Genomic DNA, 24,327 nt, shown 5'->3' on the forward strand with positions numbered 1-24,327 from the left:
CACACATGACGCGTACCGCTACCCCTCGAAAGCCCCGCGCACGCAGTCAAGACCGCATTGATGCAATCCTCGACGCCGCCCGTACCTTGCTGGCAGCCGAAGGCGTCTCCAGCCTCTCGATTTATAGCGTTGCCGAGCGCGCCGATATTCCGCCGTCCTCGGTGTACCACTTTTTTGCGGGTGTTCCCGCCTTGCTTGAAGCGCTAACAGGCGATGTTCACGCAGCATTTCGGGCATGTCTGCAGGCCCACATTGCTCATGAACAATTGAATAGCTGGCGTGACCTGTCGCGCATTGTCGAGCTGCGTATGCTGACGATTTACAGCGACGATGCTGCCGCCCGTCAGCTTATTCTGGCCCAGCACGGCTTGAGCGAAGTGGCCCAGGCCGATCATCAGCACGACCTAGAGCTGGGCCACTTAATGCACGCCTTATTCATGCGTCATTTTGAATTGCCAGTCCTGCCGCAAGACGTCGATGTTTTTGCTCTGGCGATGGAGCTGGGCGACCGCGTGTATGCTCGCTCCATCCAACTGCATGGGCACATCACCCCACGCATGGCCGAAGAAGGTTTACGGGTGTTTGATGCGTACTTGGGGCTGTATTTGCCGCCTTTCTTACCTAAGCGCCAAATACCCTTGCTAGAGGCCTTTTAAGCGACATAGCCAAGTCAGCGTCAGGGCTCAAAGTCTCAAACGTACCCTTCACTAAAACGCTATTCTGTCGAAGATTTTTCCCACACAGAATGCGAACCATCGAATGCCAAACTGGAACCACTACCTAGAGCGCGTCCTTGAGTTAATGAGGCGCTACCCTGGGCTGATTGCACTGTTCGGCTTTTGCTCGGGTGTGGGCAGTTTCATCTTGGTTGATCGCCAGCAAGGCATGGCGCGCTGGATTGCAGTCATCCTGCTGGTGAGTTGGCTGTGGTTGATGCTGGAAAACAGCTTCACCCAGCTCTTCCGTCGCGTGTTCAAACGCGAAATTCCACCCCCTCTGTTGCGCTATGCCACGCAGATGATCCATCAGGAAAGTCTGTTCTTTGTGCTGCCGTTTTTCTTCATCACCACTACTTGGAACAGCGGGCAGTTGGTGTTTACCGGCTTGCTCGGCGCTGCGGCCTTGGTGTCCATCACCGACCCGCTGTATTACAGATGGCTGGCCCCCAAACGCTGGCTTTTTTTAGGGCTGCATACCCTGACCCTGTTTGCCGCCCTGCTGACTGCGCTGCCAATCATTTTCAGCCTGACTACCGCTCAGAGCTACAAACTCGCATTGGGCACAGCCGTGGTGCTGTCCATCCCGAGTTTGGCTGTTAGCCTGCCGCTCAAAACCCTGCGCGGCTGGCTCGTATTGCCACTGATCGTGCTGGCGCTGGGTGGCACTGGTTGGTTACTGCGCTCCTGGGTGCCACCCGCCACGCTGTGGATGACAGAAGTGGCTGTCACCACCCAACTGCAAGACCGCACGCCGGGCGAAAGTATCAAACGAATAAGCGTCAATGAACTGCGCAGCCGTGGTCTGTACGCCTACACCTCGATCAATGCACCACGGGGCCTGAATGAGCGGATTTATCATGTTTGGCAACTCAATGGCCGAGAGGTTGACCGCATTGCGCTGGATATTCACGGGGGCCGCAAAGAAGGCTATCGAGCCTGGACTCACAAGCTAAACTTCCCACCGAACCCAGTTGGGCGCTGGCAAGTGCGGGTGCTCACCGAAGACGGGCAAATGATTGGCGTGCTGCGCTTTCGAGTAACCGACGCAGATCAATCCCCGACACCTGTAACTCAGGCAAACTGATGCACGATTGCGAGACTGTGCTATTACATAAGCTCTGCGTTTAAGCGAACTGAGCTGGGAGCTTACGATCATCACTGCTATGGCTGGCAATGCCCAACTAGACACCACAAGCAATCCGGCTCGGCTGCACATCAGTGGCCAATGGACGCTGGCCCATTACGCACAACTGAAAAAGCTGACCGATCAGCTTGCGGGTCAGTACGACGACCACACTCAAGTCGACCTTGATGAAGTGTCCCGACTCGACACGGCGGGCGCCTCGCTGCTAGTCGAATTGCTGGGCGCCGAGCGCCTCAGCCAACTGGCGGGCACCACCTCCAAACTCCCTGCTGCTGACCAAGCGCTGTTGCAAACGGTCTATTCCTCGATGCGTGACTTCTGCGTGCCGGCCAAAGTGGCCGAGCGCAATATCGGCATCCAACTGCTGAGCCGCATTGGCAGCGCGGTGTACAAGCTGTGGCAAGACACGCTGCAACTGCTGGGTTTTATCGGCCTGATCCTGCAAACCCTGGCCCGCAATGTATTGCGTCCCAAACAGTGGCGCATCACCCCCGTTGTTGCGCATATCGAGCAAATTGGGCTCAACGCCGCCCCCATCGTGGTCTTGCTGACCTTTATGGTGGGCGCCGTCGTGGCATTTTTGGGTGCCACCGTACTGGCCAACTTTGGCGCGGGGATATTTACTGTCGACCTTGTGGCGTTTTCCTTCTTGCGTGAGTTTGGCGTCCTACTCACCGCCATCTTGCTGGCGGGGCGCACGGCCAGTGCTTTTACCGCACAAATTGGCTCGATGAAGGCCAATGAAGAAATTGATGCCATCCGCACCTTGGGTCTCGACCCAATGGACTTGCTAGTGTTGCCGCGGGTGCTTGCCTTATTGATCGCCCTGCCCTTGCTGACCTTTCTGGCCATGATGGCCGGCATTCTCGGTGGCGCTGTGGTGTGCATCGTGTCGCTGGGGATTTCCCCCGATATGTTCATTTCGCTGCTGCACTCTGACATCGGCGTTCAACACTTTTTAGTCGGGATGGTCAAAGCCCCGTTCTTTGCTTTTCTGATTGCCGCGGTCGGTTGCCTTGAAGGCTTCAAAGTCAGCGGCAGCGCCGAGTCCGTGGGTGCTCATACGACCTCAAGCGTGGTGCAATCGATCTTTATCGTGATTGTTCTCGACGCCGTGGCCGCGTTGTTCTTCATGGAGATGGGCTGGTGAGTACGTCACTGAGCAAGACCCGCGACGCGGTGATTGAAGTGCGCGGCCTGTGCAACCGATTTGGCAGTCAAACGGTGCACGAGAATCTCGACCTGGATGTGTATAAAGGCGAGATTTTGGGTGTTGTGGGCGGCTCAGGCACGGGTAAATCCGTGCTGTTGCGCAGCATTGTCGGCCTGCGCCGGCCCACTGAAGGCCAAGTGCGCGTGTTTGGCCAAGACCTGATGAGCCTGCACGAAGCTGAGCGTTCGCTGATTGAACGTCGGTTTGGTGTGTTGTTTCAAAAAGGTGCGCTGTTCTCGTCTCTGACCGTGACGGAAAACATCGCCCTGCCCTTGATTGAACATGCAGGCCTTAGCCGCCTCGACGCCGAGCACCTGGCCTGCGTGAAGCTGGCACTGGCAGGGCTGCCTTTGTCTGCCGCTGATAAGTACCCGTCTTCGTTGTCGGGCGGAATGGTCAAGCGCGCCGCATTGGCCCGAGCGCTAGCCCTGGACCCGGACATCCTGTTTCTCGACGAACCCACTGCCGGGCTTGATCCGATTGGCGCTGCCGCGTTCGATCAACTGATTCTGACCTTGCGCGATGCGCTGGGTCTGAGTGTTTTTCTTGTCACCCACGACCTCGACACGCTGTACACCATCACTGACCGAGTGGCGGTGCTGTCGCAAAAACGGGTATTGGTGGCAGAGCCCATCGCGCAAGTCGAGAACTACGACGACCCGTGGATTCATGAATATTTCCATGGCCCCCGTGGCCGCGCCGCGTATGAAGCGGCAACCCAGCGTAAGGAGCAATGACATGGAAACCCGTGCCCATCATGTATTGATTGGCTTGTTCAGCGTGCTGGTTATTGTCGGCGCCATGCTGTTTGGCCTATGGCTGGCCAAAGCGAGCATGGACAGCACGTTCAAGGATTACGAAGTGGTGTTCAACGAGGCCGTTAGTGGTTTGTCCAAAGGCAGCTCGGTGCAATACAACGGGATCAAGGTCGGTGACGTCATAGAACTGCGTCTGGACGTTAAAGACCCGCGCCGCGTATTGGCTCGCATCCGACTGGCCGCAGGCACTCCGGTCAAAGTCGACACCAAGGCCAAACTCGCACTGACCGGTGTAACAGGCACCTCGATCATTCAACTCAGTGGCGGCGATCCAAATAGCCCACCGCTCAAAGGCAAGGACGGCAAGCTGCCCGTGCTGATCGCTACACCGTCGCCCATCGCCCGGTTGCTGACGGACGGCACCGACATGATGGCTAACGTCAACATGCTGCTGCACAACGCCAATGCCCTGTTTTCGCCCGATAACGTCGAGCGTGTCAGTAAAACGCTGGAAAATCTTGAGCAAACCACCACCGCCATTTCCAGCCAGCGCGGCGACATCAGCCAAACGCTGAAGCAACTGTCGCAGGTTGGCAAACAGGCCAGCAGTGCACTGGAGCAAACCACCACGTTGATGCGCAACGCCAATGGTCTGGTGAGTACCCAAGGCAAACAGATGTTCAGCAGCGCCGAGCAAGCGATGAAGTCGCTGGAACACAGCAGCGCGACGATCAACACCTTGCTCAACAACAATGAAGAATCGCTAAACAGCGGGCTGCAAGGGCTCAATCAACTGGGCCCGGCAGTTAATGAGCTGCGCGAAACCCTCAGTACGTTGCGTTCGATTTCGCGGCGACTGGAAGCAAATCCGAGCGGTTACTTGCTGGGCCGCGAACAGAACAAGGAATTCACGCCATGAGTCGTACTTATCGCTTCGCGGGACCACTTCTTCTGGCCGCCAGCCTGAGCCTGCTCAGTGCGTGTTCGATCCTGCCCAAACCCGAGCAGGTGGATGTGTATTGGCTGCCGTATGCGCAGGCGCCGGTAGCGGCCAATCATGGTGCGCCAGTCACTTGGTCGTTGCGGCTGAACAAGGCAATGGCCAGCAATGCCCTCAACAGCCAAAACATTGCCGTAGTGCCTGAAGGCAACCTGATCAGCAACTACAAAGGCGCACGCTGGAGCGACCCGGCCCCTGTTTTAGTGCGCAATCGCTTGCTCGATGCGTTTTTACAGGATGGCCGAATCAAAGGGCTCAGCACCGACGACAGCAACTTGCAGGCTGATTACGAGTTAGGGGGTGATTTGCTAGCGTTTCAGACCCACTACAACGGCAAAACCCCCGAAGTGCTGATCCAGTACAACGCCCGTCTGGTGCGTAGCAGCGATCAGCGCGTACTTGCGACCCGCCGCTTTGAGGCACGCCAACCGCTCAGCAACCCGCTAGTGCCTGGCGTTGTGGCAGGTTTCGGCCAAGCCACCGACACCCTCATGCCGCAAGTGGTGCAATGGGTGCTGCAACAAGGGCAAGCGCAGCGCTGAAACCAACATTCGAGGTACGGTTAGCCTCAAAACCTGTGGCACACACTTCGTGTAGGAGCTGCCGAAGGCTGCGATCGGCTGCGCAGCAGTCGTAGATCAGACCCTGCGGTGGCTCAGTCACGCACAGCTGCCGGGCTTGCGGACACTACGCGCCCGATCGCAGCCTTCATTACTCGACAGCGACTACAGAGACCCGGTTAGCCTCAAAATCTGTGGCACACACTTCGTGTAGGAGCTGCCGAAGGCTGCGATCGGCTGCGCAGCAGTCGTAGATCAGACCCTGCGGTGGTGCAGTCACACACAGCTGCCGGGCTTGCGGACGCTACGCGCCCGATCTCAGCCTTCATTACTCGACAGTGATTAAAGAGATCGGGTTAGCCGAAGAACCAGTAGCACACGCCAATCGCGGCCACTACGCCGGAAAATTCTGCCAGCAAGGCGCAACCTACGGCATGCCGGGCGCGCTGGATGCCGACAGCACCGAAGTACACCGCCAATACATAAAACGTGGTTTCGGTACTGCCCTGAACCGTCGCAGCCACCAACGCCGGGAAGCTGTCCACACCTTGGGTCTGCATGGTTTCAATCAGCAAGGCCCGCGCCGCACTACCCGAAAACGGTTTGACCATCGCCGTGGGCAGTGCGTCGACAAAGCGTGTGTCCCAACCCAACCATTCAACCGCATGGCGAATGCCGTCCAGCCCGAAATCCAACGCCCCGGACGCTCGCAGCACGCCCACCGCGCACAACATCGCTACCAGATACGGCAGTAAATTCTTGGCCACGTCGAAGCCTTCTTTGGCTCCCTCGACGAATGCTTCGTAGACCTTGACCTTGCGTAATGCGCCAATCACCAAAAACAGCATGATCAGCCCGAACAACGTCAGGTTGCCAAGGATTGAAGACAAGCTGGCCAACGCCGTGGCAGACAGCCCTGCCAACAACGCCATAAACCCACCCAGGATCAATGCACCCGGCACTAAATACGCCAGCACTACCGGGTCCCACAGCCGCAAGCGCTGCATGAACGCCACCGAGAGCAACCCTACAAGCGTCGAGGCGCTAGTGGCCAACAGGATCGGCAAGAACACCAGCGTCGGGTCTGCCGCGCCTTGCTGAGCGCGATACATAAATATCGTCACCGGCAACAGCGTCAAGGAGGAGGCATTGAGCACCAAGAACAAGATTTGTGCATTGCTGGCGCTGGTAGGGCTGGGATTTAGCTCTTGCAACGCACGCATGGCCTTGAGGCCGATAGGTGTGGCCGCGTTGTCCAGCCCCAGACCGTTGGCAGCGAAGTTCAGGGTGATGAAGCCCAATGCGGGGTGACCGGGCGGCACTTCGGGCATCAGGCGCTTAAACAACGGCCCCAAGGCTCTGCCCAGCCAATCGACGATCCCGGCTTTTTCGGCAATACGCAAAAAGCCCAGCCATAGGGTCAGGGTGCCAAACAACAGAATCATCACCTCAACCGATAACTTGGCCATGGCGAAGATGCTTTCGACGATCGCCGCGAAGATCCCGGCATTGCCGCCCACCAGCCATTGGGCGAGCGCCGACACGGTGGCGACGACGAAGAAGCTGAGCCATAGGCCGTTGAGCATCGAGAGAACTCCTGAAAGATGCTGCGAATGATAGCGGCCAACCCCCAGAAACAACAAACCCCGGACAAGTCCGGGGTCTGTGGGAGTCCAGCTACCGTGCGACGATTATTCGCCTTTAGGCAGGGCTTCTTTGGTGCGCCAGTGCGGCAGCGAGTTCCAGTAGCGCTCGCCTTTGGCGTCGTCGTACATGCCTTCCCAACGCGAGATCACCAGTACCGCCAAGGCGTTACCAATCACGTTCAGCGCAGTACGTGCCATGTCCATCACACGGTCAACACCCGCAATGAAGGCCAGACCTTCGAGGGGAATACCCACGCTGCCCAATGTGGCCAGCAGTACCACGAAGGATACGCCCGGCACGCCGGCGATACCTTTGGAGGTAACCATCAGGGTCAGTACCAGCAGCAGTTGTTGGCTGATCGACAAGTCGATGCCGTACAACTGAGCGATAAAGATGGCCGCGATGCTCTGGTACAGGGTCGAACCGTCAAGGTTGAACGAGTAACCGGTTGGAACCACGAAGCTGCAAATAGCTTTCGGAGAACCGTAGGCTTCCATCTTCTCGATCACACGTGGCAACACGGTTTCGGAGCTGGCGGTGGAGTAAGCCAGTACCAACTCATCTTTGAAGATGCGAATCAGCTTGAATACAGAGAAGCCGAACAGCTTGGCAATCAGCCCCAGCACCACAAAGGCGAAGAACAGAATAGCCACGTAAACCAGCACTACCAACTTGGCCAATGGCACCAGCGAGGCAAAACCGAAGTTGGCGACCGTCACGGCGATCAGCGCAAACACACCGATTGGCGCGTAGTTCATGATCATGTGAGTCACTTTGAACATCGACTCAGACACGCCCTGGAAGGTTTTCACCAGCGGGTCGCGCAGTTCAGCATTCAAGCTCGACAAACCAAGCCCAAACAATACCGAGAAGAAGATGATCGGCAGCATCTCACCGCGAGCCATAGCCGCGAAGATGTTCGATGGGATCAGGTTAAGGATGGTTTCGATGAACGCATGTTCATGCGTCACTTCGGCGGCCGTGGCTGCGTATTTAGAGATATCGACCGTACCCAAGGTACTCATGTCGATACCGGCGCCCGGCTGGAACACGTTCGCCAGCACCAAACCAACCAGAATCGCGATGGTGGTTACCACCTCGAAGTAAATGATGGTTTTAAGACCGATGCGACCCAGCTTCTTCGCATCCCCCACGCCTGCAATCCCGACAACCAGTGAAGAAATCACGATTGGGATTACGATCATCTTGATCAGACGGATAAAGATATCGCCTGCAGGTTGCAGAACGTTACTGATCCACCAGGCCTTTTCAGCACTGAAATGGTTGAGCAGCGCGCCGATTGCAATCCCGAGGACCAGACCGATTAGGATCTGCCAGGCGAGGCTAAGTTTTGCCTTCTTCATGTCATTACCCTTACTTCAAGTGGACTCGGGTAGAGGCTGAGACTAGAGCGCTCGAAAGCGCAAAAACCAAAAGCCTCTACCCCCGTAGAAGGTCGCCCAAACCGAGCCAGACAAGCTCTTTGGCAGGCGAAAAAAGGCGCAACTATTCCCATGCAAGAGGAAGCCGTCTAATGCCGTAAACGCCTACCCTATGCCGAATCGGCATGGGTTTTGTCCGACAAGACCTCTTATTCACGGAAGAGTGCAAGCTGAGAATAGACGACATAACCGCCGTATACCGGCTGTTTCAAGGTATTTTTCAAGTCGGGGCACAGAGAAAAAACGCCCACGCACTTTGGAAATATCCGACAACACAAATCGGAAATAACTAAGTAATCATTTTGCTACTAGTCGATATACGGTCGACGTTTGAGAGCCTAGTCCAAGCCACATACTTTTTAAAAAAAATGAGTGCAGATAAGGAATTACCGACAAACCTCAGGACCTCGCCCACAAAAAAGCCAAGGTAAACCCTTGGCTTTTTTGTGTAGAAAGTTCGTACAGCCCAATTCAATGCTCAGTACCAATTAGGGTCTTTTTTTAGCTGCTCTTTGAGCAGGGATTGCATACCCGCATCAGGCTGACCCAAAAATCGGTAATCGGCATGGCGTGTTGGGGATTTGTCTGACGGTAAACCGGCAGGGACTTCCACCAACATGGCGTAAGCGTCCTTCTTGTCAAAGCTGACAGCGACAATCAGCCGCTTGCTTGAACAGGTCTGCTCGGTTTCACACAAAGGACCGACTAAATACTGATCCCCGTCTTCAACCACGCCATTCATCTGCTGGGCACTGCCCGACAGATTCATCACCCACTCGGGCAGACGCTCCTCGTTTTGGACGACCTTTTGCCAGGTGTTTCGGTAAACCGGGTCGTTTAGCAGTTCGCTGGCACGTGACTGGCCGTCATTAGCGGCCAGTGTCATGGCGCTGCTGCCCATCAACAGGGCAGCGGCCAACGTCTTAACGGATCGGTTGAACATCTTCACCCTCGACCACGACGGCCAAAAATAAAGGACACAACAAACATCACCAAGAACACAACAAAGAGAATCTTGGCGATACCCGTAGCGGTGCCCGCGATACCACCAAAGCCCAGTACTGCAGCGATGATGGCGATAATCAGGAAGGTAATTGCCCAACTCAACATGTGATTCTCCTTATTGCTGTTCTAAAAGGGGGTGATGCGGTTGCTACCACTTGACGCCCCACTGGGGTCTCAAGGTTGTGAACACTTAAAACACCCAACGTTCAGGTGTGGGCTGCGAATTCGCGACGCGTGTTTCGTCAGAGGCCATCAGTTCGTAACCTCCAGCGGCATAGGTGCTTGAAGTCGCCGCGCTGAAATGTTGTTGAGTCACAGGCTGATGCAGCACAACGTTGGTAGGTGCAGTTGCCTGCTCCCAGCGAACCAGTTGCTGACCACCAATCAGCGTCACCAACAGCGCGAGACTGGCGAACAAGCCTTGCTGCAGGTGCGATGAAGAAATACGCATGCGGGCTAAATCTTGGCTATTCATGCTCAAACTCCTGCCACTGAGTGGTCATTGCTGGAAGAGCGTCACCGACCGTTGCGGGCCTGATCGACTTCGATACAAGAGTTATTGCATGCGCCATGCCAGCTTTTATCTATTAAATAAACCCTTATAAATCAATATGTTGCAGGTAATCGAAAAGTGCCCGGGCGAGCATCCTGCACGATGACTACTTTGCCGGTCGTGCGTTCTGCACGACCGGCACAAACCTCAGCTCAGCGACAGGCCGTCTTCGAACTCGAAGCCTGCACAGTGAATTCATTTGTCTGCGTGAAGTCGTACATCTTCTAGGGCAAAAATCAGCAAAATCAGCCAGTTACTGAATGCGTGAAGGCACATAGCCTGCTAGCCTCTGAATCATTGCGAAATGATCATGCAACTTGCCCGATTTTTCCGACACTAACCAAGATCATTCATAAAGGAACGTAGGAAATGGAATCAGCCAAAGAGCACCAAGGCCGCATTCTGCTGGTCGACGATGAGTCCGCCATCCTGCGTACATTCCGCTATTGCCTTGAAGACGAGGGTTACAGCGTCGCTACGGCGAACAGTGCGGCTCAAGCAGACTCGTTATTACAACGCCAAGTGTTCGATGTGTGCTTTCTGGACTTGCGCCTGGGCGAAGACAACGGCTTGGATGTGCTGGCCCAAATGCGCGTGCAAGCGCCTTGGATGCGCGTGGTCATAGTCACCGCTCACTCAGCCGTAGACACCGCGGTAGACGCGATTCAGGCCGGAGCGGCGGACTATCTGGTAAAACCCTGCAGCCCGGATCAACTCCGACTGGCCACTGCCAAGCAGTTAGAAGTGCGCCAACTGTCGGCTAGGCTGGAAGCACTCGAAGGTGAGGTGCGCAAATCCAAAGATGGTCTGGACTCTCACAGCCCAGCCATGATGGCCGTGCTCGAAACGGCCCGTCAGGTGGCGGGCACAGACGCCAACATCCTTATTTTGGGCGAATCCGGCACGGGTAAAGGCGAATTGGCACGGGCTATTCATGGTTGGAGCAAACGGTCCAAGAAGTCATGCGTCACGATTAACTGCCCCTCGCTGACCGCCGAACTGATGGAAAGCGAACTCTTTGGCCACACTCGCGGCGCGTTTACCGGGGCGAGCGAAAGCACGCTGGGTCGCGTCAACCAAGCCGATGGCGGCACGTTGTTCCTTGATGAAATCGGCGATTTCCCACTGACATTGCAGCCCAAGCTGTTGCGCTTTATTCAAGACAAAGAATACGAGCGCGTCGGCGACCCCGTCACCCGCCGGGCCGATGTGCGCATTCTGGCCGCAACCAACCTCAACCTTGAAGACATGGTGCGCGACGGGCGCTTCCGCGAGGACTTGCTCTATCGACTCAACGTCATCACCTTGCACCTGCCCCCTTTGCGCGAGCGAAGTGAAGACATCCTCACATTGGCTGATCGTTTTCTGGCCCGTTTCGTTAAAGAGTACGCGCGCCCTGCTCGGGGCTTTAGTGAGGAGGCCCGGCTGGCTCTGCTCAACTACCGCTGGCCGGGCAATATTCGGGAATTACGTAACGTGGTTGAGCGAGCGAGCATTATTTGCCCTCAAGAAGTGGTTGAAATCAGCCACTTGGGCATGGCCGAGCAAACTACTCCCAACGCTCCCCGTATTGGCGCAGCGTTAAGCCTCGACCAGATGGAAAAAGCACACATCGGCGCCGTGCTGGCCACCAGCGAAACGCTGGATCAAGCGGCCAAAACACTGGGCATTGACGCCTCGACGCTTTATCGCAAGCGCAAGCAGTACAACCTGTGAGCGACCTCTCATGAGACTCGCCATCAAACTGCGCACACGGCTCTTTCTGAGTATTTCGGCACTGATCACTGTGGCATTGATGGGCCTGCTGCTTGGCGTCGTCAGCGTGATGCAAATGGCGAAGACTCAGGAGGCGCTGATCCGTAATAACTTCATCACCCTGGATCTGGGTTTGAAGCTGCGCCAGTCCTTGGGTGATCAGCTCATTGTGATGCTGCGCAACACGCCTGACTCCGAGGCGCTAAAAGCCTCAACCCAGACTTACCTCAAACTGCTTGATGAAGGCATCGAGCATGAGCGTAAGAACAAGCTGTCCAGTGGTTTTACCCAAGCACGCGCCGATTACAACAGCTTTTTGCAAACCCTCAAGCAGTCCCAGAATCACAACATTAATCTGAGCGCTGACAATGAGCTCACTGCTCGTTTCAATGTGCTGCGCAACGGCCTGATTGATGAGCATCGCAAGGCGCTGGAAAACATCAATAACGCGCAGTCTGACGCTCGCGACCGTGCAATGGTGATTGCCACTTTGCTGGGATTGGTCGGGTTGGCCGTGCTCATCATTGGCTTTGTGACCGCACACGGTATTGCTCGCCGCTTTGGTGCACCTATTGAGGCGCTGGCCAAGGCCGCAGACAACATTGGTAAAGGTAACTTTGAAGTGGTCTTGCCGCTGTCTTCAGCCACCGAAATGAACCTGCTGACGCGGCGCTTCGGCATTATGGCCGAAGCTTTGCGCCAGCATCAGGCCACCAATATCGACGAACTCTTAGCCGGGCAGCAGCGGTTACAAGCGGTGCTCGACAGTATCGACGATGGTTTGCTGATGATCGACCAACAGGGCCGACTGGAGCACTTAAACCCGGTCGCCCAGCGCCAATTGGGCTGGGATGAAGCGTATCTCGGGCAGCCCTTGGGTGAAGCGTTACGCCGACCAGAATTGGACCAGCAACTGCTCACGGTACTGCGCGGCGGTAGCCTTGAACGGGCACCCGAAGATTTGAGCGTTGATGTCGAAGGTGAAACCCGACTGCTGACTTATAGCCTCACACCTGTGAGCCAGCCCAAAGGGCCGATTCTGGGCGCGGTGATGGTGCTGCATGACGTCACGGAACAGCGCGCATTTGAGCGTGTACGCAGCGAGTTTGTATTGCGTGCTTCCCACGAATTGCGCACCCCCGTGACAGGCATGCACATGGCGTTCGGGCTGTTTCTTGAGCGTGCCCATTTTCCACCAGACTCGCGTGAAACGGACTTGCTGGACACCGTCAACGAAGAAATGCAGCGCCTGATGCAGTTGATCAACGACTTATTGAATTTCTCTCGTTATCAAAATGGCATGCAAAAACTGACACTGGCTCCGCTTGATGTTGAACAGATGCTTGAGCAGGCTCGCGAGCGTTTCGCGGAACGCGCCAAGGCAAAAAACATTGAGCTGTTGATCGACTTCCAAGCACCACTGCCGCGCTTGCATGCCGATCAAGCCCAACTGGAGCGTGTGCTGGATAACCTGTTGGACAACGCCTTGCGCCATACCGCCAACAGCGGGCAAATCCGCCTACAGGCACGACGTCACGGCGAGCGAGTGATTATCAGCGTCGAAGACAACGGCGAAGGCATTGCCTACGGCCAGCAAGGGCGAATCTTCGAGCCCTTCGTACAAGTGGGCCGTAAAAAAGGCGGCGCGGGCCTTGGTCTGGCGCTGTGCAAAGAAATCATCCAACTGCACGGCGGGCGCATTGGCGTGTACTCACGCCCAGGGCAAGGCACGCAGTTTTATATGGCGTTGCCGTTATAAAACCGAGTTATTTTGCGCGCACATTGCATAAAACTCGGCCGCCCTTCATGCACTGAAAAGAGTGCAAGCAAGCCGAGAGACTGTAACCCGCCGCCCCTGAATCACTTCTGCGTGTTCAACACCTTCAAAATGGCGGCGCTCTCGGCATCTGGGGTGCCATCAAACCGAGACGGCCGGTAGTGCATCTGAAAAGCTGCCAGCACGTGACGCGTTGCAACATCCAACTCACCGGTTTGCGGGGTTTCATAGCCTAGCTGGGCTAATTGCTGCTGAAACCAGCTAACACTCGGCAGTTCGCTAGCAAACAAGGCCTGCTCACGTACCACAGCCTGGGCGTTTGGCCAAACACCAAAACCCGCATCGGCAAGTCGCTTCCAAGGGAACAGTGGGCCCGGATCCAGCTTACGCAACGGTGCAATGTCGCTGTGACCAATGATGTTGTGGGGGTCAATCTTGTAGCGGGTTGAGATGTCTTTAAGCAGCGCAATCAAAGACTGGATCTGACCTTCGGTATACGGATACCAAACACGACCATTGGGTGTATCTCGAAAACCCTTGTTGACGATTTCAATACCAATGGACGAGGAGTTAAGCCACGTACGGCCCTTCCACTCGCTTTCGCCGGCATGCCAGGCACGCAGGTTCTCATCGACCAGTTTGTAAACCGTAGGCGGGTTATCGCCGATCAGGTAATGACTGCTGACTGGCCCATGAGTGAGCAACTCCAAAGAGCGCTCCAGTGAGGTCGAGGTGTAGTGCAGCACAATGAACTGCACGCGACTGTCGTGGTTAACCGATGGATGGTTAGTGTCCATGCGCAGGCCTGTGGAACAGCCCGCCAGCAGTGCAAGAGACAGAATCAGAGCAGAAAATTTCATAGACGAAGCCAGCACACGAAACTATTAGTGCGCCAGCATACCTCACAGCTCTTGCCTCTGACGCCCGCGAGCAGGATAAATCCCTGCTCAGCCACAAGCAGGGATAGCGCGGTTACTTACCGCAGACCAGATAGAAACTCATGGACGAGTCACCAGAAGGCTTATCAAGGCCTAGCATAAGGCCAATTACATTTACTTCATCACGAGTTGGCTTGCTCGACAACTTGGCAATGCCATGAAAAGTCTGCTCATAACTTGAGTTACCAAAAGCAGAAACCTGGCAATAGGCGGGCTCTTTCTGAAAAACCCCCGACACAAGTTCTACTTTATAACTGGCGGCGTAGTCTTTTTGATTTGAATACTCAATATTTTTGATCCAGCTTGCCGATTGAGACTCAACTTTTCCGTCACTGCTGATGACCGCTGAGTAAGTATGAGCTTTGGGGGCAGCATTAACGGATACAGCACTCAACATCAAGGTAAGTGCTGATAACAGGGTGATAACAATTTTCATAAAAATCCTTTTAGGTATACCGGAGGCCCTGCTGAGTAGTCGAACCACTGAGCCATGGGCAAACATGAGTCGCCGGAAGTGCTGAATAAAGACATCTCAAGTAGAAGATGGCCAGACATTATTAACTTATTCAAATAACGTCAGTCGCGCGCCACTTCATATAAACCATATAAGTCGTGAATATTCAGAGCGTCAAGAATCCCACTGCTCATAACCCCAAAAATATAAATAAAACGAGAAATACTACCTCGGCGATAGAAAGCAGCTACATGGAACTTTAGCTTTTCCATACAACTGCTTTTAAAAACCGCGTTGACGCAAGACGGCTACTCATCGTCCTTAGCGCGAGGTTCAATACAATTACGACCATTATGTTTAGCTCGATACAACGCCTCATCAGCCCGTTTGAGCACATGATCACTGCGATCGCCAACCCTGAAGGCCGACAGCCCAATAGACACGGTAATAGTCACCGGCTCGCCCTTGAAGTGGAATGGGCAGGCTTCAATCGCTGCTCGTAACTTTTCGGCCAGTTGCAGGCCTGTGGCTAAAGGGGTGTTGGGGATAAGCAGCACGAATTCTTCGCCGCCAAAGCGTGCAATAAAGTCCGTGGGCCTTAGGCGTTTGCGCAATTGGGTGGCGATGATTTTGAGCACTTTATCGCCCGCCAAGTGGCCGTAGCCGTCATTGATGCGCTTGAAATGATCAAGGTCGAGCATGGCAATCAGCAAAGGATTGCCATGGGTTTGCCATTGAGCCACTTCATGCTCAAGCCGCTCTTCCCATGCGGCCCGATTAGGCAAACCGGTGAGGGGGTCGATTAACGCCTTTTGACGTTGTTCTTCAAGGTGTTCGCGATAACCCTGGGCCTCTTGCTCCATGTGAGCTACGCGCTCGGCCAACCCCTGCAAGTGCGCCGCGACTTCTTGTTCGCGGGCATCACGTTGCTGTTGATGCTGATCCATCGTGCCCAACAACCCTTCAAGGCGGTTTTCAAGGATGTGTTTGAGGCTATTGAGGTCAGCCGCGTCTTGAACGCTGGTTTGTAAGCCATCGACGTGCTCACGCAATTGGCTGTGCAAATCATCTGCCGCAGACCGCCCCTCAGCATGCCCGGCGCTGGCGGCTTGAAGGTTGCTTTGAAACGACTCAAGCCGTTCATTGAGCTGTTTGAGATAGGCTTCGAATTCATGCTGCCCGCTGTCATTGATGGCCAGCATTAAAACAGCTAGATCATCGAGGATTGGCAGTAATTCGTACCAGTTAAGGCCTTTTTCTAAACGGCTGCGCATCGCCTCGGCTTGGGGGCGATGGTGTTCGGGCAGTGTCAGGTCGTTAAGCAGCCCGAGCAGCGTTGACTCAATATGCGTCGCTACTGAGCTGTAAGACGGCTCAGGGCTGTCTGGCAGCGCGTAGACCGTATCCGGCTCAACAGCCTCCAACTCAGGGGAAGCTTGGGTCTGAACCGTGCTTGAGGGCTCGGGAAGATCGGCAAACTCCAAGCTGTCAGCAGCTTGGGGCACAGGCTCAAGCGGCTGACTCTCTTGGGCCTCGGCCAACGCGACGACCGACTCCAGTGCACCAATGGATTCTTGCTCGATGGGTACCTGTTCGTCAGCAGGCAGGGCATCCTCTGGGGCTTGGATATCATCACGCTTGGGACGCGGCTCTAAAGGCGGCAGTGCAGCGATGTCGTCGTCCACAAAGGTCGTCGCAGGAGGTGACACTGCTTCAACCGCAAGCGCCTGCCGGATTTCGACAACCGGCTCAGACTCAGATGAATGCGCTATTGCGGGCGTTGGCGTTGCCGATTGAACGGCCACAGTCTCGACTGGCAAGGGCAAGGCTTGCAGTTCAGCGGCTTCAGCGGCTTCAGCGGCAGTTTTTTCGGCTTCGTGGGTACCAAACAAACGCTGCAACAAGCCAGGTTTTGGCGGCTCAGCGTCATTGAGTTGAGGGGCTAGTGCCTGACTTTGCAAGTTGCTCAGCTCACTGAGCAACAGCGGAATCTCCCGCGCCTGCGTTACTCTACTGTCGAGCTGTTTGGCGAATTTTTTCAGCGGCTTACTGACGTCTCTAGGCAATGGCAGCGCTTGTAATTGGTTGACCAGCGATGTCAGCGCGGTACTGATCTGCTCAGTCCGGGTTTCGCGGCGTTGTTCAGAGTCGAGCACTGCCTTTTCAAGACGCGGTAGCAGAGCGGCCAGAGCGGCGTCCATCTCGTCAGTGCGCACGACCTCGCGCATTTCCTTCATGCATTGGTCAACGGTGCGGTCAGTGCCTTCGGCCGCCAAGGTACTGCGCACTAGGCCACGACGCAGCAAATCGAGCCGCGCATTCCAGCGACGTTCGAGCTTTTCTTGCTGTTCGATGCTTTTGAGGTACTTCTCTTTCCAACGCTTGGCGTCATCAGCGGTCATGCAAAGGGCTCACTGGCAGATGGACTCAACACTGGCAGTGAATCGACGCCAACAGAGCCCGGCAAACGGATTTCAACCGCGACCGGCAAATGGTCAGAAATAGGCTGGTCCAGCACCGCTACGCGTTCGAGCGTCAGGCTGGGGCTGAGCAAAATATGATCAAGACAACGCTGCGGCCGCCAACTCGGGAACGTGGCCTCCATTTGCGGTGCCAACAAGCCAAGGTCGCGCAGAGGCGAGCTTTGTAACAGATCTTTGGCGTGGGTGTTCATGTCGCCCATCAACACTTGGTGCTGATAACCGCTAATCAGCTCACGAACATAAGCAAGTTGAAGGTTGCGGGTTTTCGCGCCCAAGGCCAGGTGCATGATCACGACCACCAACGCATTGTCGCCCTGACCAAAGCGCACCAAAATCGCACCACGGCCAGCTGGGCCGGGCAGCGGGTGATCCTCAATCGACGTCGGCCGCAACCGGCTAAGCAAGCCATTGCTGTGCTGTGCCAAACGGCCAAGATTGCGATTGAGTTGTTGATACCAGTAGGGGAATTCGCCCTGTTGGGCCAGGTATTTAACCTGATTGACGTAGCCCGATCGGTGGCTACCGCCATCGGCTTCTTGCAGAGCGACCAAGTCAAAGTCATTCAGCAAGTCGCCGATTTTTTCCAGGTTCCCGGCCCGCCCTTTGTGTGGCAATACATGCTGCCAACTGCGGGTCAGGTAATGACGGTAACTCTGTGTGCTGTTACCGACCTGGATATTGAAACTGAGCAGACGCAAACGCCGATCATCCGTCAGGCCACACGTAGCCAGATGATCTTCATTGACCTGCGGTTCGTGCAGGCCAACGATGCGTTCATGTTTCCAGCGCCTCATGCGAGGGCCGGCGCTTAGTGCTTGGCCGGCGCCGCACGCTCTTTGGCAATCAGTTGATCTGCCACGTTCAATGCCTGCTCAGGGCCGCCGGCTGTGCCTAGGTCAAAACGGTATTTACCGTTAACCACCATGGTCGGTACGCCCGAGATTTCGTATTTTTTGGCAAGCTCTTTGGCTTTTTGAACTTGGCCTTGGACAGCAAAAGAGTTGAAAGTAGCCAGAAACTTGTCTTTATCGACGCCCTGAGTGGCCAGGAAATCAGCCATTTCTTCTGGTTTGGTCAAGCGCTTGCCTTCTTTTTGGATAGCGTTGAACACAGCCGAGTGAACTTTGTTTTCCACGCCCATTGCTTCGAGCGTCAGAAACATTTGGCCGTGTGCATCCCAAGGGCCGCCGAACATAGCCGGAATACGTACGAAGTTCACATCAGAGGGCAGTTTTTCAGCCCAAGGATTAATCACAGGCTCAAACGAGTAGCAATGCGGGCAGCCGTACCAGAACAACTCAACGACTTCGACTTTGCCGGGCACCGCAACCGCAACCGGATTGCTCAGTTCAACGTAGGTTTTACCCGCTTCAAGCGGTACATCGGCGGCTTGAACTGACATACCAAACAGGCTGGCACTGACGAGAGCGGCGCTGAGAATCAGATTACGCATGCTTTACTCCTGGGCAAATAAGGTCGCTTTAACGTGACCTGCATTCAGACAGGTCCGTTCGGGCTTGAGTTCGGTAGTGTAACGGCACATGCCATAAAAAAGGGCAGCCGAAGCTGCCCTTTTATGGTCAAGACCACGGATTAAACGATCATTAAGATTGCCAAAGGTTTCGCCCTTGGTATCTGTGACCGCTCACCTCCTAGTGCAGGCCTTGAATGTAGCTGGCCAATGCCTTGATGTCCTTGTTGCTCAGCTTGGCAGCAATGCCACGCATGATCATCGTGTCGCCATCGTTAGTACGATCGCCTTCACGGAAGTCTGTCAGTTGCTTCTCGATATAGCTGGCGTGCTGCCCACCGAGGTGTGGGAAACCTGCTGGTGCGTTGCCTTGGCCGTCTGGCGAGTGGCAACCGGTGCAAGCAGGCAGACCTTTTTCAACGTCACCGCCACGGAACAGTGCCTGACCGCGCTCAACCAATGCCGGGTCAGCTGCACCCACTGAGCTCTTCTGACTGGAGTAGTAAGCAGCGATATCAGCCAGATCCTGATCGTTCAGGTTGGTCAGCAGGCCGGTCATTTCCAGCACCGTGCGCTTGCCATCTTTGATTTCGTGCAGCTGCTTGAGCAGGTAACGATCACCCTGGCCAGCCAGTTTCGGAAAGTTTGGTGCCATGCTATTGCCGTCTGGACCGTGACAAGCGCCACATACAGCGGTTTTTGCCTGACCGGCAGCAGCATCGCCCACAAGAGCAGTGCCTGCGGCCTGGGCAACACCGGTGACGCCCAAGGTCAACAGCAGACTCACGAGTAATTTGTTCATCAGCTAATCCAACTACGGCTAAGGGTTAAAGAGTTATGGGCCGAGGTTACTGTCTCATCCACTGGATGGCTGATCGGTAAGCCTCGACACTGCAGTCCATGCACAAACCACGCGGCGGCATCGCCTTGAAACCCTGGGTGACGTGTTGCACCAGCGTTTCCATACCTTGCTCAACTCTTGGCCTCCAGGCTTTCCGACGACCGGTCTCGGGTCGGTTAGCAACTGGCCAGCATGGCAGGCAATACAAACGCGGTTGTACACGGCTTCCGGATCCTGTGTAGCCTGAGCGCTGTATATGGCATCAAGATACCGGCAGCTAGCAGCCATTTCGTCATAAAACGACCTTTTCAGGGTTGGGAGCTTGCTGCGTTCTAATGCGCAACCTAGGTCTATCGCTCCCGTGTACTTCATCCTACGCTGGGACAAAGCGCACACAAAATCTGCGGCATTATATACTGGCGTCACTGAAACGGAAACGACACTGCTCGCCGCGTCCATTCCTGACGCCGCTCACATCGGAAATCCCATGCAACTCAAGAACCCCATTCTCGGTCTGTGCCAACAGTCCACCTTCATGCTCAGCGCTGCCAAAGTCGATCAATGCCCTGAAGACCAAGGCTTTGAAGTCGCCTTTGCCGGGCGCTCCAACGCCGGTAAATCCAGCGCGCTGAATACCTTGACCCACGCCAGCCTGGCGCGCACCTCCAAAACCCCAGGTCGTACTCAGCTACTGAACTTCTTCCAATTGGATGAAGAGCGTCGCTTGGTCGACTTGCCAGGTTACGGCTACGCAAAGGTGCCCATCCCGCTGAAGCTGCATTGGCAGCGTCACCTGGAAGCCTATTTGGGCAGCCGCGAAAGCTTGAAAGGTTTGATTTTGATGATGGATATCCGTCATCCAATGACTGACTTCGACAAATTGATGCTCGACTGGGCCGTTCAAAGCGGCATGCCGATGCATATTTTGCTGACCAAAGCTGACAAGCTCACTTTCGGTGCAGCCAAAGGCGAGCTGCTTAAAGTGCAGTCGCAAATTCGCAAAGGTTGGGGCGACGCCGTCACCATCCAGATGTTCTCAGCCCCTAAACGCATGGGCCTGGAAGAGGCTTACACCGTGCTCGCAAACTGGATGGAGTTGCCTAACAAGGGCGAAGAAGAGGTCGGCGAATAAGAAACGACAGGCAAAAAAAACCCCGGACTTCGTATGGGGAGGGGGAAGTTCGGGGTTCAAGTACTGGACCGCTAGGGCGGGGTCCAGAATTCTGCCAACACTTAACACAACATTAGGAGCACTGAAGGGCTTCACCACCCATTCAGTAAATCTGAGTCGTGAAGGCAGACTTAGTTCCAAAAGCCTAAAAATTATTTGGAATATGCCCATACCTTTTTAAACTAACGGCCTATCGCCTGCGACCTTAAGCCGCAGGCTTTGCGCCTCTTTTAGTGCGCTTCGTCCCAGTTGTTACCCACTCCCACTTCAACCACCAGCGGCACATCCAGCTTCGCGGCGTCACTCATATGGGCGCGAACCTCTTCGCGCACCTGATCCACCAAGTCTTCGCGCACTTCCAGCACCAATTCATCGTGTACTTGCAGAATAACGCGTGCATCGAGCCCTGAGGCCGTCAACCAGTTATCCACAGCCACCATAGCTTTTTTGATGATGTCAGCCGCCGTGCCCTGCATCGGGGCGTTGATTGCAGTGCGTTCAGCACCTTTGCGCAGCGCCGGGTTTTTCGCGTTGATGTCCGGCAAGTACAAACGACGACCAAATATGGTTTCGACATAGCCTTGCTCAGCCGCCTGTGTACGGGTGCGCTCCATGTAATCCAACACACCTGGGTAACGAGCGAAATAACGGTCGATGTACGCCTGTGACTGCTTACGATCAACGCCGATTTGCTTGGCCAGACCAAACGCACTCATGCCGTAGATCAAGCCGAAGTTAATCGCCTTGGCGCTGCGCCGCTGATCGGTCGTAACGTCGCTCAGCTCGACACCAAAAACCTCGGCAGCCGTTGCACTGTGCACGTCCAGATTGTTGCGGAAAGCGTGCAGCAAGCCTTCATCCTTGGCCAGATGCGCCATGATCCGCAGCTCGATTTGCGAGTAGTCCGCCGCCAGCAGCTTGTAACCTTTGGGGGCGACAAAGGCCTGACGAATTCGGCGCCCTTCTGCCGTTCGGATGGGAATGTTTTGCAAGTTTGGATCACTGGACGACAAACGCCCGGTCGCTGTAACGGCTTGATGGTAAGACGTGTGAATTCGGCCGGTACGCGGATTGATCTGCTCAGGCAGACGGTCGGTGTAAGTGCTCTTGAGCTTGCTCATCGAGCGGTACTGCATCAGCACTTTAGGCAGCGGAAAGTCTTGTTCGGCCAGCTCGGCCAACACCGCTTCAGCCGTCGAAGGCTGGCCCTTGGCTGTCTTGCTGATAATCGGCAAACCCAGTTTTTCGTACAAAATGACGCCCAATTGCTTAGGCGAACTGAGGTTGAATTCCTCACCCGCAATGGCGAACGCCTCACGCTCAAGTGCAACCAGCTTGTCCCCCAGCTCAACGCTTTGAATACCCAGCAGGTTGGCATCTACCAACGCACCCTGGCGTTCAATACGCGCCAGTACCGGCACCAACGGCATTTCGATATCCGTCAACACGCTGTTCAAACTTGGGATAGCAGCCAGTTTTTCATGCAGTGCATGGTGCAAACGCAATGTGACGTCAGCATCTTCTGCGGCGTACGGCCCTGCCTGCTCCAACGAAATCTGGTCGAAAGTCAGTTGCTTGACGCCTTTGCCCGCGATGTCCTGAAAGCTGGTCGTGGTGTGGCCCAGGTATTTGAGCGCCAGGCTGTCCATGTCATGACGGGTGGCGGTGGAATCGAGCACATAGGATTCCAGCATGGTGTCAAAAGCAATGCCCTGAACCATGATCCCGCAGGCTGGGTCACCGCCAATGGCGCAGTTGGCCAAAATATTCATGTCGAATTTGGCGTGCTGGCCAACCTTGGCTTTGCTTGGGTCTTCGAGCAGCGGCTTGAGCGCACGCAATACCGTGTCGCGATCCAGTTGCTCCGGCACGCCCATGTAAGAGTGAGTCAGCGGAATGTAGGCCGCTTCGCCAGGTTTGACTGCAAAAGACAGACCCACGAGCTGTGCCTGCTGCGCGTCCAAACCCGTGGTTTCAGTGTCAAACGCGATTAATTTGGCGTCGTTGAGCTTTTTGAGCCACACATCAAAACGCGCCTGATCGAGGATGGTTTCGTACTGCGACTCGGCGGGGGCGGCTGGCTCTTCATGAACAATGACCTGACCCGCCCGCTTGGCCTCGCGCTCAACATCGGCGATCCAGCTTTTGAACTCCAGCTCGGTGTACAGCTCAATCAGCTTTTCACAATCCGGGGCTTTGAGGTGCAAATCCTCCAGACCAACGTCCAGCGGGACATCAACTTTGATCGTGGCGAGCTGATATGACAAAAACGCCATTTCTCGGTGTTCTTCGAGCTTGGCGGGCAAGTTTTTCGCACCGCGAATGGGCAGAGTCGGCACGATATCGAGCTTTTCGTACAGATCAACCAGACCACCGCCTACACCCACCAGCAAGCCAGACGCGGTTTTCGGGCCAATGCCCGGAACGCCCGGAATGTTGTCAGAGGTGTCACCCATCAGCGCAAGGTAATCAATGATCTGCTCGGGCGAGACGCCAAATTTCTCTTTAACGCCTTCGACGTCCATTACGCTGCCGGTCATGGTGTTAACCAGCGTGATGTGGCCGTCAACCAGTTGCGCCATGTCCTTGTCACCGGTCGAGATCACCACCGGGCGGTCTGCTGCGGCGCTGCTGCGGGCCAAAGTGCCAATCACGTCATCGGCCTCAACGCCGTCAACGCACAGCAACGGGAAGCCCAAAGCGATGACGCTGGCATGCAAAGGCTCGATTTGAACCCGCATATCGTCGGGCATGCTGGGGCGATTGGCCTTGTATTCGGCGTACATGTCATCGCGAAATGTCCCACCCTTGGCATCGAAAACCACGGCAAAGGGGCTGTCCGGATACTGTTTTCGCAGACTTTTGAGCATGTTCAACACGCCCTTCACAGCGCCTGTTGGCAGGCCCTTGGAAGTAGTCAGCGGTGGCAGCGCGTGGAAGGCGCGGTACAGATATGAAGAACCGTCCACCAGGACGAGGGGAGCTTGGCTCATGAGCAGGATCAACCTTTTCGGCGAGTCCGGCGCTAGAATGTCCGGACCAATGACGACAAAGGGACAAGGTTATCATGCGCACACTCAATCGCTTGTTGCTGACCAGCTTGTTTGCATTCACTCCGCTGGTAACCTTCGCGGCAGATGAAGCACCTTCCGCTGATCCAGAAGTCACCATTCGCACGGAAGGCGATAAAACAATTCAGGAATACCGTCAAAACGGGTTCCTGTATGCCATCAAGGTCACCCCAAAAGGGGGCAAACCGTACTTTCTGGTACGCGCTGATGGTTCAGATGGTAATTACATCCGTTCCGACCAGCCGGATATGCTGATTCCTTCGTGGAAAATCTTCGAGTGGAAATAGCGTCTTAACTTTAATCGGCGCCGACTCAGTGCGGCGCC

22 protein-coding genes and 1 pseudogene are annotated in these 24,327 nt (G+C 55.3%); 10 read left to right on the top strand and 13 right to left on the bottom strand.

The annotated features are described in order from the left end of the window. Positions 1-5: 5 nt before the first annotated feature. From ACZRJQ_RS10005 to ACZRJQ_RS10030, 6 genes are all read left to right on the top strand, one after another. Positions 6-656 (top strand): TetR/AcrR family transcriptional regulator, encoded by a 651-nt coding sequence (locus ACZRJQ_RS10005; RefSeq protein ID WP_463978196.1) that lies wholly within the window; start codon positions 6-8, stop codon positions 654-656. A gap of 103 nt (positions 657-759) precedes the next feature. After that, positions 760-1,803, top strand: coding sequence for a DUF5924 family protein (locus tag ACZRJQ_RS10010; protein WP_463978197.1), 1,044 nt, complete (start codon positions 760-762; stop codon positions 1,801-1,803). Between the two features lie 79 nt (positions 1,804-1,882). After that, positions 1,883-3,013: an MlaE family lipid ABC transporter permease subunit gene (locus ACZRJQ_RS10015; protein WP_463978198.1), complete on the top strand. Its 1,131-nt coding sequence runs from the start codon at positions 1,883-1,885 to the stop codon at positions 3,011-3,013. A gap of 8 nt (positions 3,014-3,021) precedes the next feature. Continuing rightward, a complete protein-coding gene (locus ACZRJQ_RS10020; RefSeq protein ID WP_463978300.1) occupies positions 3,022-3,813 on the top strand; it encodes an ABC transporter ATP-binding protein in 792 nt (263 codons plus the stop codon). A 1-nt stretch (position 3,814) separates the two neighbouring features. Beyond that, the gene (locus tag ACZRJQ_RS10025) at positions 3,815-4,753 is read left to right on the top strand and encodes an MlaD family protein (protein ID WP_463978199.1); all 939 of its coding nucleotides are present in this window, start codon (positions 3,815-3,817) and stop codon (positions 4,751-4,753) included. Beyond that, positions 4,750-5,376: an ABC-type transport auxiliary lipoprotein family protein gene (locus ACZRJQ_RS10030; RefSeq protein ID WP_463978200.1), complete on the top strand. Its 627-nt coding sequence runs from the start codon at positions 4,750-4,752 to the stop codon at positions 5,374-5,376. The genes ACZRJQ_RS10025 and ACZRJQ_RS10030 overlap by 4 nt, the downstream gene beginning before the upstream one ends. Before the next feature lie 374 nt (positions 5,377-5,750). On the opposite strand, the gene ACZRJQ_RS10035 is transcribed toward ACZRJQ_RS10030, so the two are convergent. The 5 genes from ACZRJQ_RS10035 to ACZRJQ_RS10055 all read right to left on the bottom strand — a co-directional run bounded on the left by ACZRJQ_RS10035 (position 5,751) and on the right by ACZRJQ_RS10055 (position 9,963). Continuing rightward, a complete protein-coding gene (locus ACZRJQ_RS10035; protein WP_463978201.1) occupies positions 5,751-6,980 on the bottom strand; it encodes a nucleoside recognition domain-containing protein in 1,230 nt (409 codons plus the stop codon). 105 nt (positions 6,981-7,085) lie between these two features. After that, positions 7,086-8,405, bottom strand: a complete 1,320-nt coding sequence (gene gltP / locus ACZRJQ_RS10040; RefSeq protein ID WP_463978202.1) for a glutamate/aspartate:proton symporter GltP — start codon at positions 8,403-8,405, stop codon at positions 7,086-7,088. Positions 8,406-8,961: 556 nt separating this feature from the next. Continuing rightward, complete coding sequence (locus ACZRJQ_RS10045; protein WP_463978203.1) at positions 8,962-9,426, bottom strand: inhibitor of vertebrate lysozyme family protein; 465 nt, start codon at positions 9,424-9,426, stop codon at positions 8,962-8,964. Between the two features lie 2 nt (positions 9,427-9,428). Beyond that, the gene (locus ACZRJQ_RS10050) at positions 9,429-9,593 is read right to left on the bottom strand and encodes a DUF1328 domain-containing protein (protein ID WP_019828122.1); all 165 of its coding nucleotides are present in this window, start codon (positions 9,591-9,593) and stop codon (positions 9,429-9,431) included. An 85-nt stretch (positions 9,594-9,678) separates the two neighbouring features. After that, positions 9,679-9,963 (bottom strand): hypothetical protein, encoded by a 285-nt coding sequence (locus ACZRJQ_RS10055; RefSeq protein WP_463978204.1) that lies wholly within the window; start codon positions 9,961-9,963, stop codon positions 9,679-9,681. 447 nt (positions 9,964-10,410) lie between these two features. Here ACZRJQ_RS10055 and algB point away from each other — a divergent pair, with 447 nt between their 5' ends. Together algB and ACZRJQ_RS10065 are read left to right on the top strand one after the other, a co-directional pair. Continuing rightward, positions 10,411-11,757: a sigma-54-dependent response regulator transcription factor AlgB gene (algB, locus tag ACZRJQ_RS10060; RefSeq protein WP_463978205.1), complete on the top strand. Its 1,347-nt coding sequence runs from the start codon at positions 10,411-10,413 to the stop codon at positions 11,755-11,757. A gap of 10 nt (positions 11,758-11,767) precedes the next feature. Continuing rightward, positions 11,768-13,555, top strand: a complete 1,788-nt coding sequence (locus ACZRJQ_RS10065; protein ID WP_463978206.1) for a KinB sensor domain-containing domain — start codon at positions 11,768-11,770, stop codon at positions 13,553-13,555. Positions 13,556-13,656: 101 nt separating this feature from the next. Here ACZRJQ_RS10065 and ACZRJQ_RS10070 read toward each other — a convergent pair whose 3' ends face one another. The 7 genes and pseudogenes from ACZRJQ_RS10070 to ACZRJQ_RS10100 all read right to left on the bottom strand — a co-directional run bounded on the left by ACZRJQ_RS10070 (position 13,657) and on the right by ACZRJQ_RS10100 (position 20,056). Further along, positions 13,657-14,433 (bottom strand): N-acetylmuramoyl-L-alanine amidase, encoded by a 777-nt coding sequence (locus tag ACZRJQ_RS10070; protein ID WP_463978207.1) that lies wholly within the window; start codon positions 14,431-14,433, stop codon positions 13,657-13,659. A 112-nt stretch (positions 14,434-14,545) separates the two neighbouring features. Next, on the bottom strand, positions 14,546-14,947 hold the full coding sequence (locus ACZRJQ_RS10075; RefSeq protein WP_463978208.1) for a hypothetical protein: 402 nt from the start codon (positions 14,945-14,947) through the stop codon (positions 14,546-14,548). Between the two features lie 326 nt (positions 14,948-15,273). After that, on the bottom strand, positions 15,274-17,367 hold the full coding sequence (locus tag ACZRJQ_RS10080) for a GGDEF domain-containing protein (RefSeq protein ID WP_463978209.1): 2,094 nt from the start codon (positions 17,365-17,367) through the stop codon (positions 15,274-15,276). Beyond that, positions 17,364-18,242 carry an endonuclease/exonuclease/phosphatase family protein gene (locus ACZRJQ_RS10085; RefSeq protein ID WP_463978210.1) on the bottom strand — a complete coding sequence of 293 codons (879 nt, stop codon included), beginning with the start codon at positions 18,240-18,242 and terminating at the stop codon, positions 17,364-17,366. Before ACZRJQ_RS10085 ends, ACZRJQ_RS10080 begins: the two co-directional genes overlap by 4 nt. Before the next feature lie 14 nt (positions 18,243-18,256). Then, entirely contained in the window at positions 18,257-18,901 is a 645-nt protein-coding gene (gene dsbA, locus ACZRJQ_RS10090; RefSeq protein WP_463978211.1) for a thiol:disulfide interchange protein DsbA, read from the bottom strand. Positions 18,902-19,100: 199 nt separating this feature from the next. Next, on the bottom strand, positions 19,101-19,721 hold the full coding sequence (locus ACZRJQ_RS10095; protein WP_463978212.1) for a c-type cytochrome: 621 nt from the start codon (positions 19,719-19,721) through the stop codon (positions 19,101-19,103). A 46-nt stretch (positions 19,722-19,767) separates the two neighbouring features. After that, positions 19,768-20,056 (bottom strand): annotated as a pseudogene (locus tag ACZRJQ_RS10100) (c-type cytochrome). A 191-nt stretch (positions 20,057-20,247) separates the two neighbouring features. Here ACZRJQ_RS10100 and yihA point away from each other — a divergent pair. After that, positions 20,248-20,892 carry a ribosome biogenesis GTP-binding protein YihA/YsxC gene (yihA, locus tag ACZRJQ_RS10105; protein ID WP_463978213.1) on the top strand — a complete coding sequence of 215 codons (645 nt, stop codon included), beginning with the start codon at positions 20,248-20,250 and terminating at the stop codon, positions 20,890-20,892. 269 nt (positions 20,893-21,161) lie between these two features. Here yihA and polA read toward each other — a convergent pair whose 3' ends face one another. After that, positions 21,162-23,924 carry a DNA polymerase I gene (gene polA / locus ACZRJQ_RS10110; RefSeq protein ID WP_463978214.1) on the bottom strand — a complete coding sequence of 921 codons (2,763 nt, stop codon included), beginning with the start codon at positions 23,922-23,924 and terminating at the stop codon, positions 21,162-21,164. Between the two features lie 74 nt (positions 23,925-23,998). Here polA and ACZRJQ_RS10115 point away from each other — a divergent pair, with 74 nt between their 5' ends. After that, positions 23,999-24,289, top strand: a complete 291-nt coding sequence (locus tag ACZRJQ_RS10115) for a DUF2782 domain-containing protein (protein ID WP_463978215.1) — start codon at positions 23,999-24,001, stop codon at positions 24,287-24,289. The last annotated feature ends 38 nt before the right edge of the window (positions 24,290-24,327 follow it).

It is taken from the genome of Pseudomonas sp. E315 (genome assembly GCF_055406205.1).

Bases quoted from the DNA above. Each gene is read 5' to 3' on its own strand.
- ACZRJQ_RS10055 (WP_463978204.1), bottom strand. From the start codon at position 9,963: ATGAATAGCCAAGATTTAGCCCGCATGCGTATTTCTTCATCGCACCTG.
- ACZRJQ_RS10070 (WP_463978207.1), bottom strand. From the start codon at position 14,433: ATGAAATTTTCTGCTCTGATTCTGTCTCTTGCACTGCTGGCGGGCTGT.
- ACZRJQ_RS10075 (WP_463978208.1), bottom strand. From the start codon at position 14,947: ATGAAAATTGTTATCACCCTGTTATCAGCACTTACCTTGATGTTGAGT.
- ACZRJQ_RS10005 (WP_463978196.1), top strand. From the start codon at position 6: ATGACGCGTACCGCTACCCCTCGAAAGCCCCGCGCACGCAGTCAAGAC.
- ACZRJQ_RS10115 (WP_463978215.1), top strand. From the start codon at position 23,999: ATGCGCACACTCAATCGCTTGTTGCTGACCAGCTTGTTTGCATTCACT.
- ACZRJQ_RS10085 (WP_463978210.1), bottom strand. From the start codon at position 18,242: ATGAGGCGCTGGAAACATGAACGCATCGTTGGCCTGCACGAACCGCAG.
- ACZRJQ_RS10065 (WP_463978206.1), top strand. From the start codon at position 11,768: ATGAGACTCGCCATCAAACTGCGCACACGGCTCTTTCTGAGTATTTCG.
- ACZRJQ_RS10025 (WP_463978199.1), top strand. From the start codon at position 3,815: ATGGAAACCCGTGCCCATCATGTATTGATTGGCTTGTTCAGCGTGCTG.
- algB (WP_463978205.1), top strand. From the start codon at position 10,411: ATGGAATCAGCCAAAGAGCACCAAGGCCGCATTCTGCTGGTCGACGAT.
- polA (WP_463978214.1), bottom strand. From the start codon at position 23,924: ATGAGCCAAGCTCCCCTCGTCCTGGTGGACGGTTCTTCATATCTGTAC.
- ACZRJQ_RS10080 (WP_463978209.1), bottom strand. From the start codon at position 17,367: ATGACCGCTGATGACGCCAAGCGTTGGAAAGAGAAGTACCTCAAAAGC.
- gltP (WP_463978202.1), bottom strand. From the start codon at position 8,405: ATGAAGAAGGCAAAACTTAGCCTCGCCTGGCAGATCCTAATCGGTCTG.
- ACZRJQ_RS10035 (WP_463978201.1), bottom strand. From the start codon at position 6,980: ATGCTCAACGGCCTATGGCTCAGCTTCTTCGTCGTCGCCACCGTGTCG.
- dsbA (WP_463978211.1), bottom strand. From the start codon at position 18,901: ATGCGTAATCTGATTCTCAGCGCCGCTCTCGTCAGTGCCAGCCTGTTT.
- ACZRJQ_RS10015 (WP_463978198.1), top strand. From the start codon at position 1,883: ATGGCTGGCAATGCCCAACTAGACACCACAAGCAATCCGGCTCGGCTG.
- ACZRJQ_RS10010 (WP_463978197.1), top strand. From the start codon at position 760: ATGCCAAACTGGAACCACTACCTAGAGCGCGTCCTTGAGTTAATGAGG.
- yihA (WP_463978213.1), top strand. From the start codon at position 20,248: ATGCAACTCAAGAACCCCATTCTCGGTCTGTGCCAACAGTCCACCTTC.
- ACZRJQ_RS10050 (WP_019828122.1), bottom strand. From the start codon at position 9,593: ATGTTGAGTTGGGCAATTACCTTCCTGATTATCGCCATCATCGCTGCA.
- ACZRJQ_RS10095 (WP_463978212.1), bottom strand. From the start codon at position 19,721: ATGAACAAATTACTCGTGAGTCTGCTGTTGACCTTGGGCGTCACCGGT.
- ACZRJQ_RS10030 (WP_463978200.1), top strand. From the start codon at position 4,750: ATGAGTCGTACTTATCGCTTCGCGGGACCACTTCTTCTGGCCGCCAGC.
- ACZRJQ_RS10045 (WP_463978203.1), bottom strand. From the start codon at position 9,426: ATGTTCAACCGATCCGTTAAGACGTTGGCCGCTGCCCTGTTGATGGGC.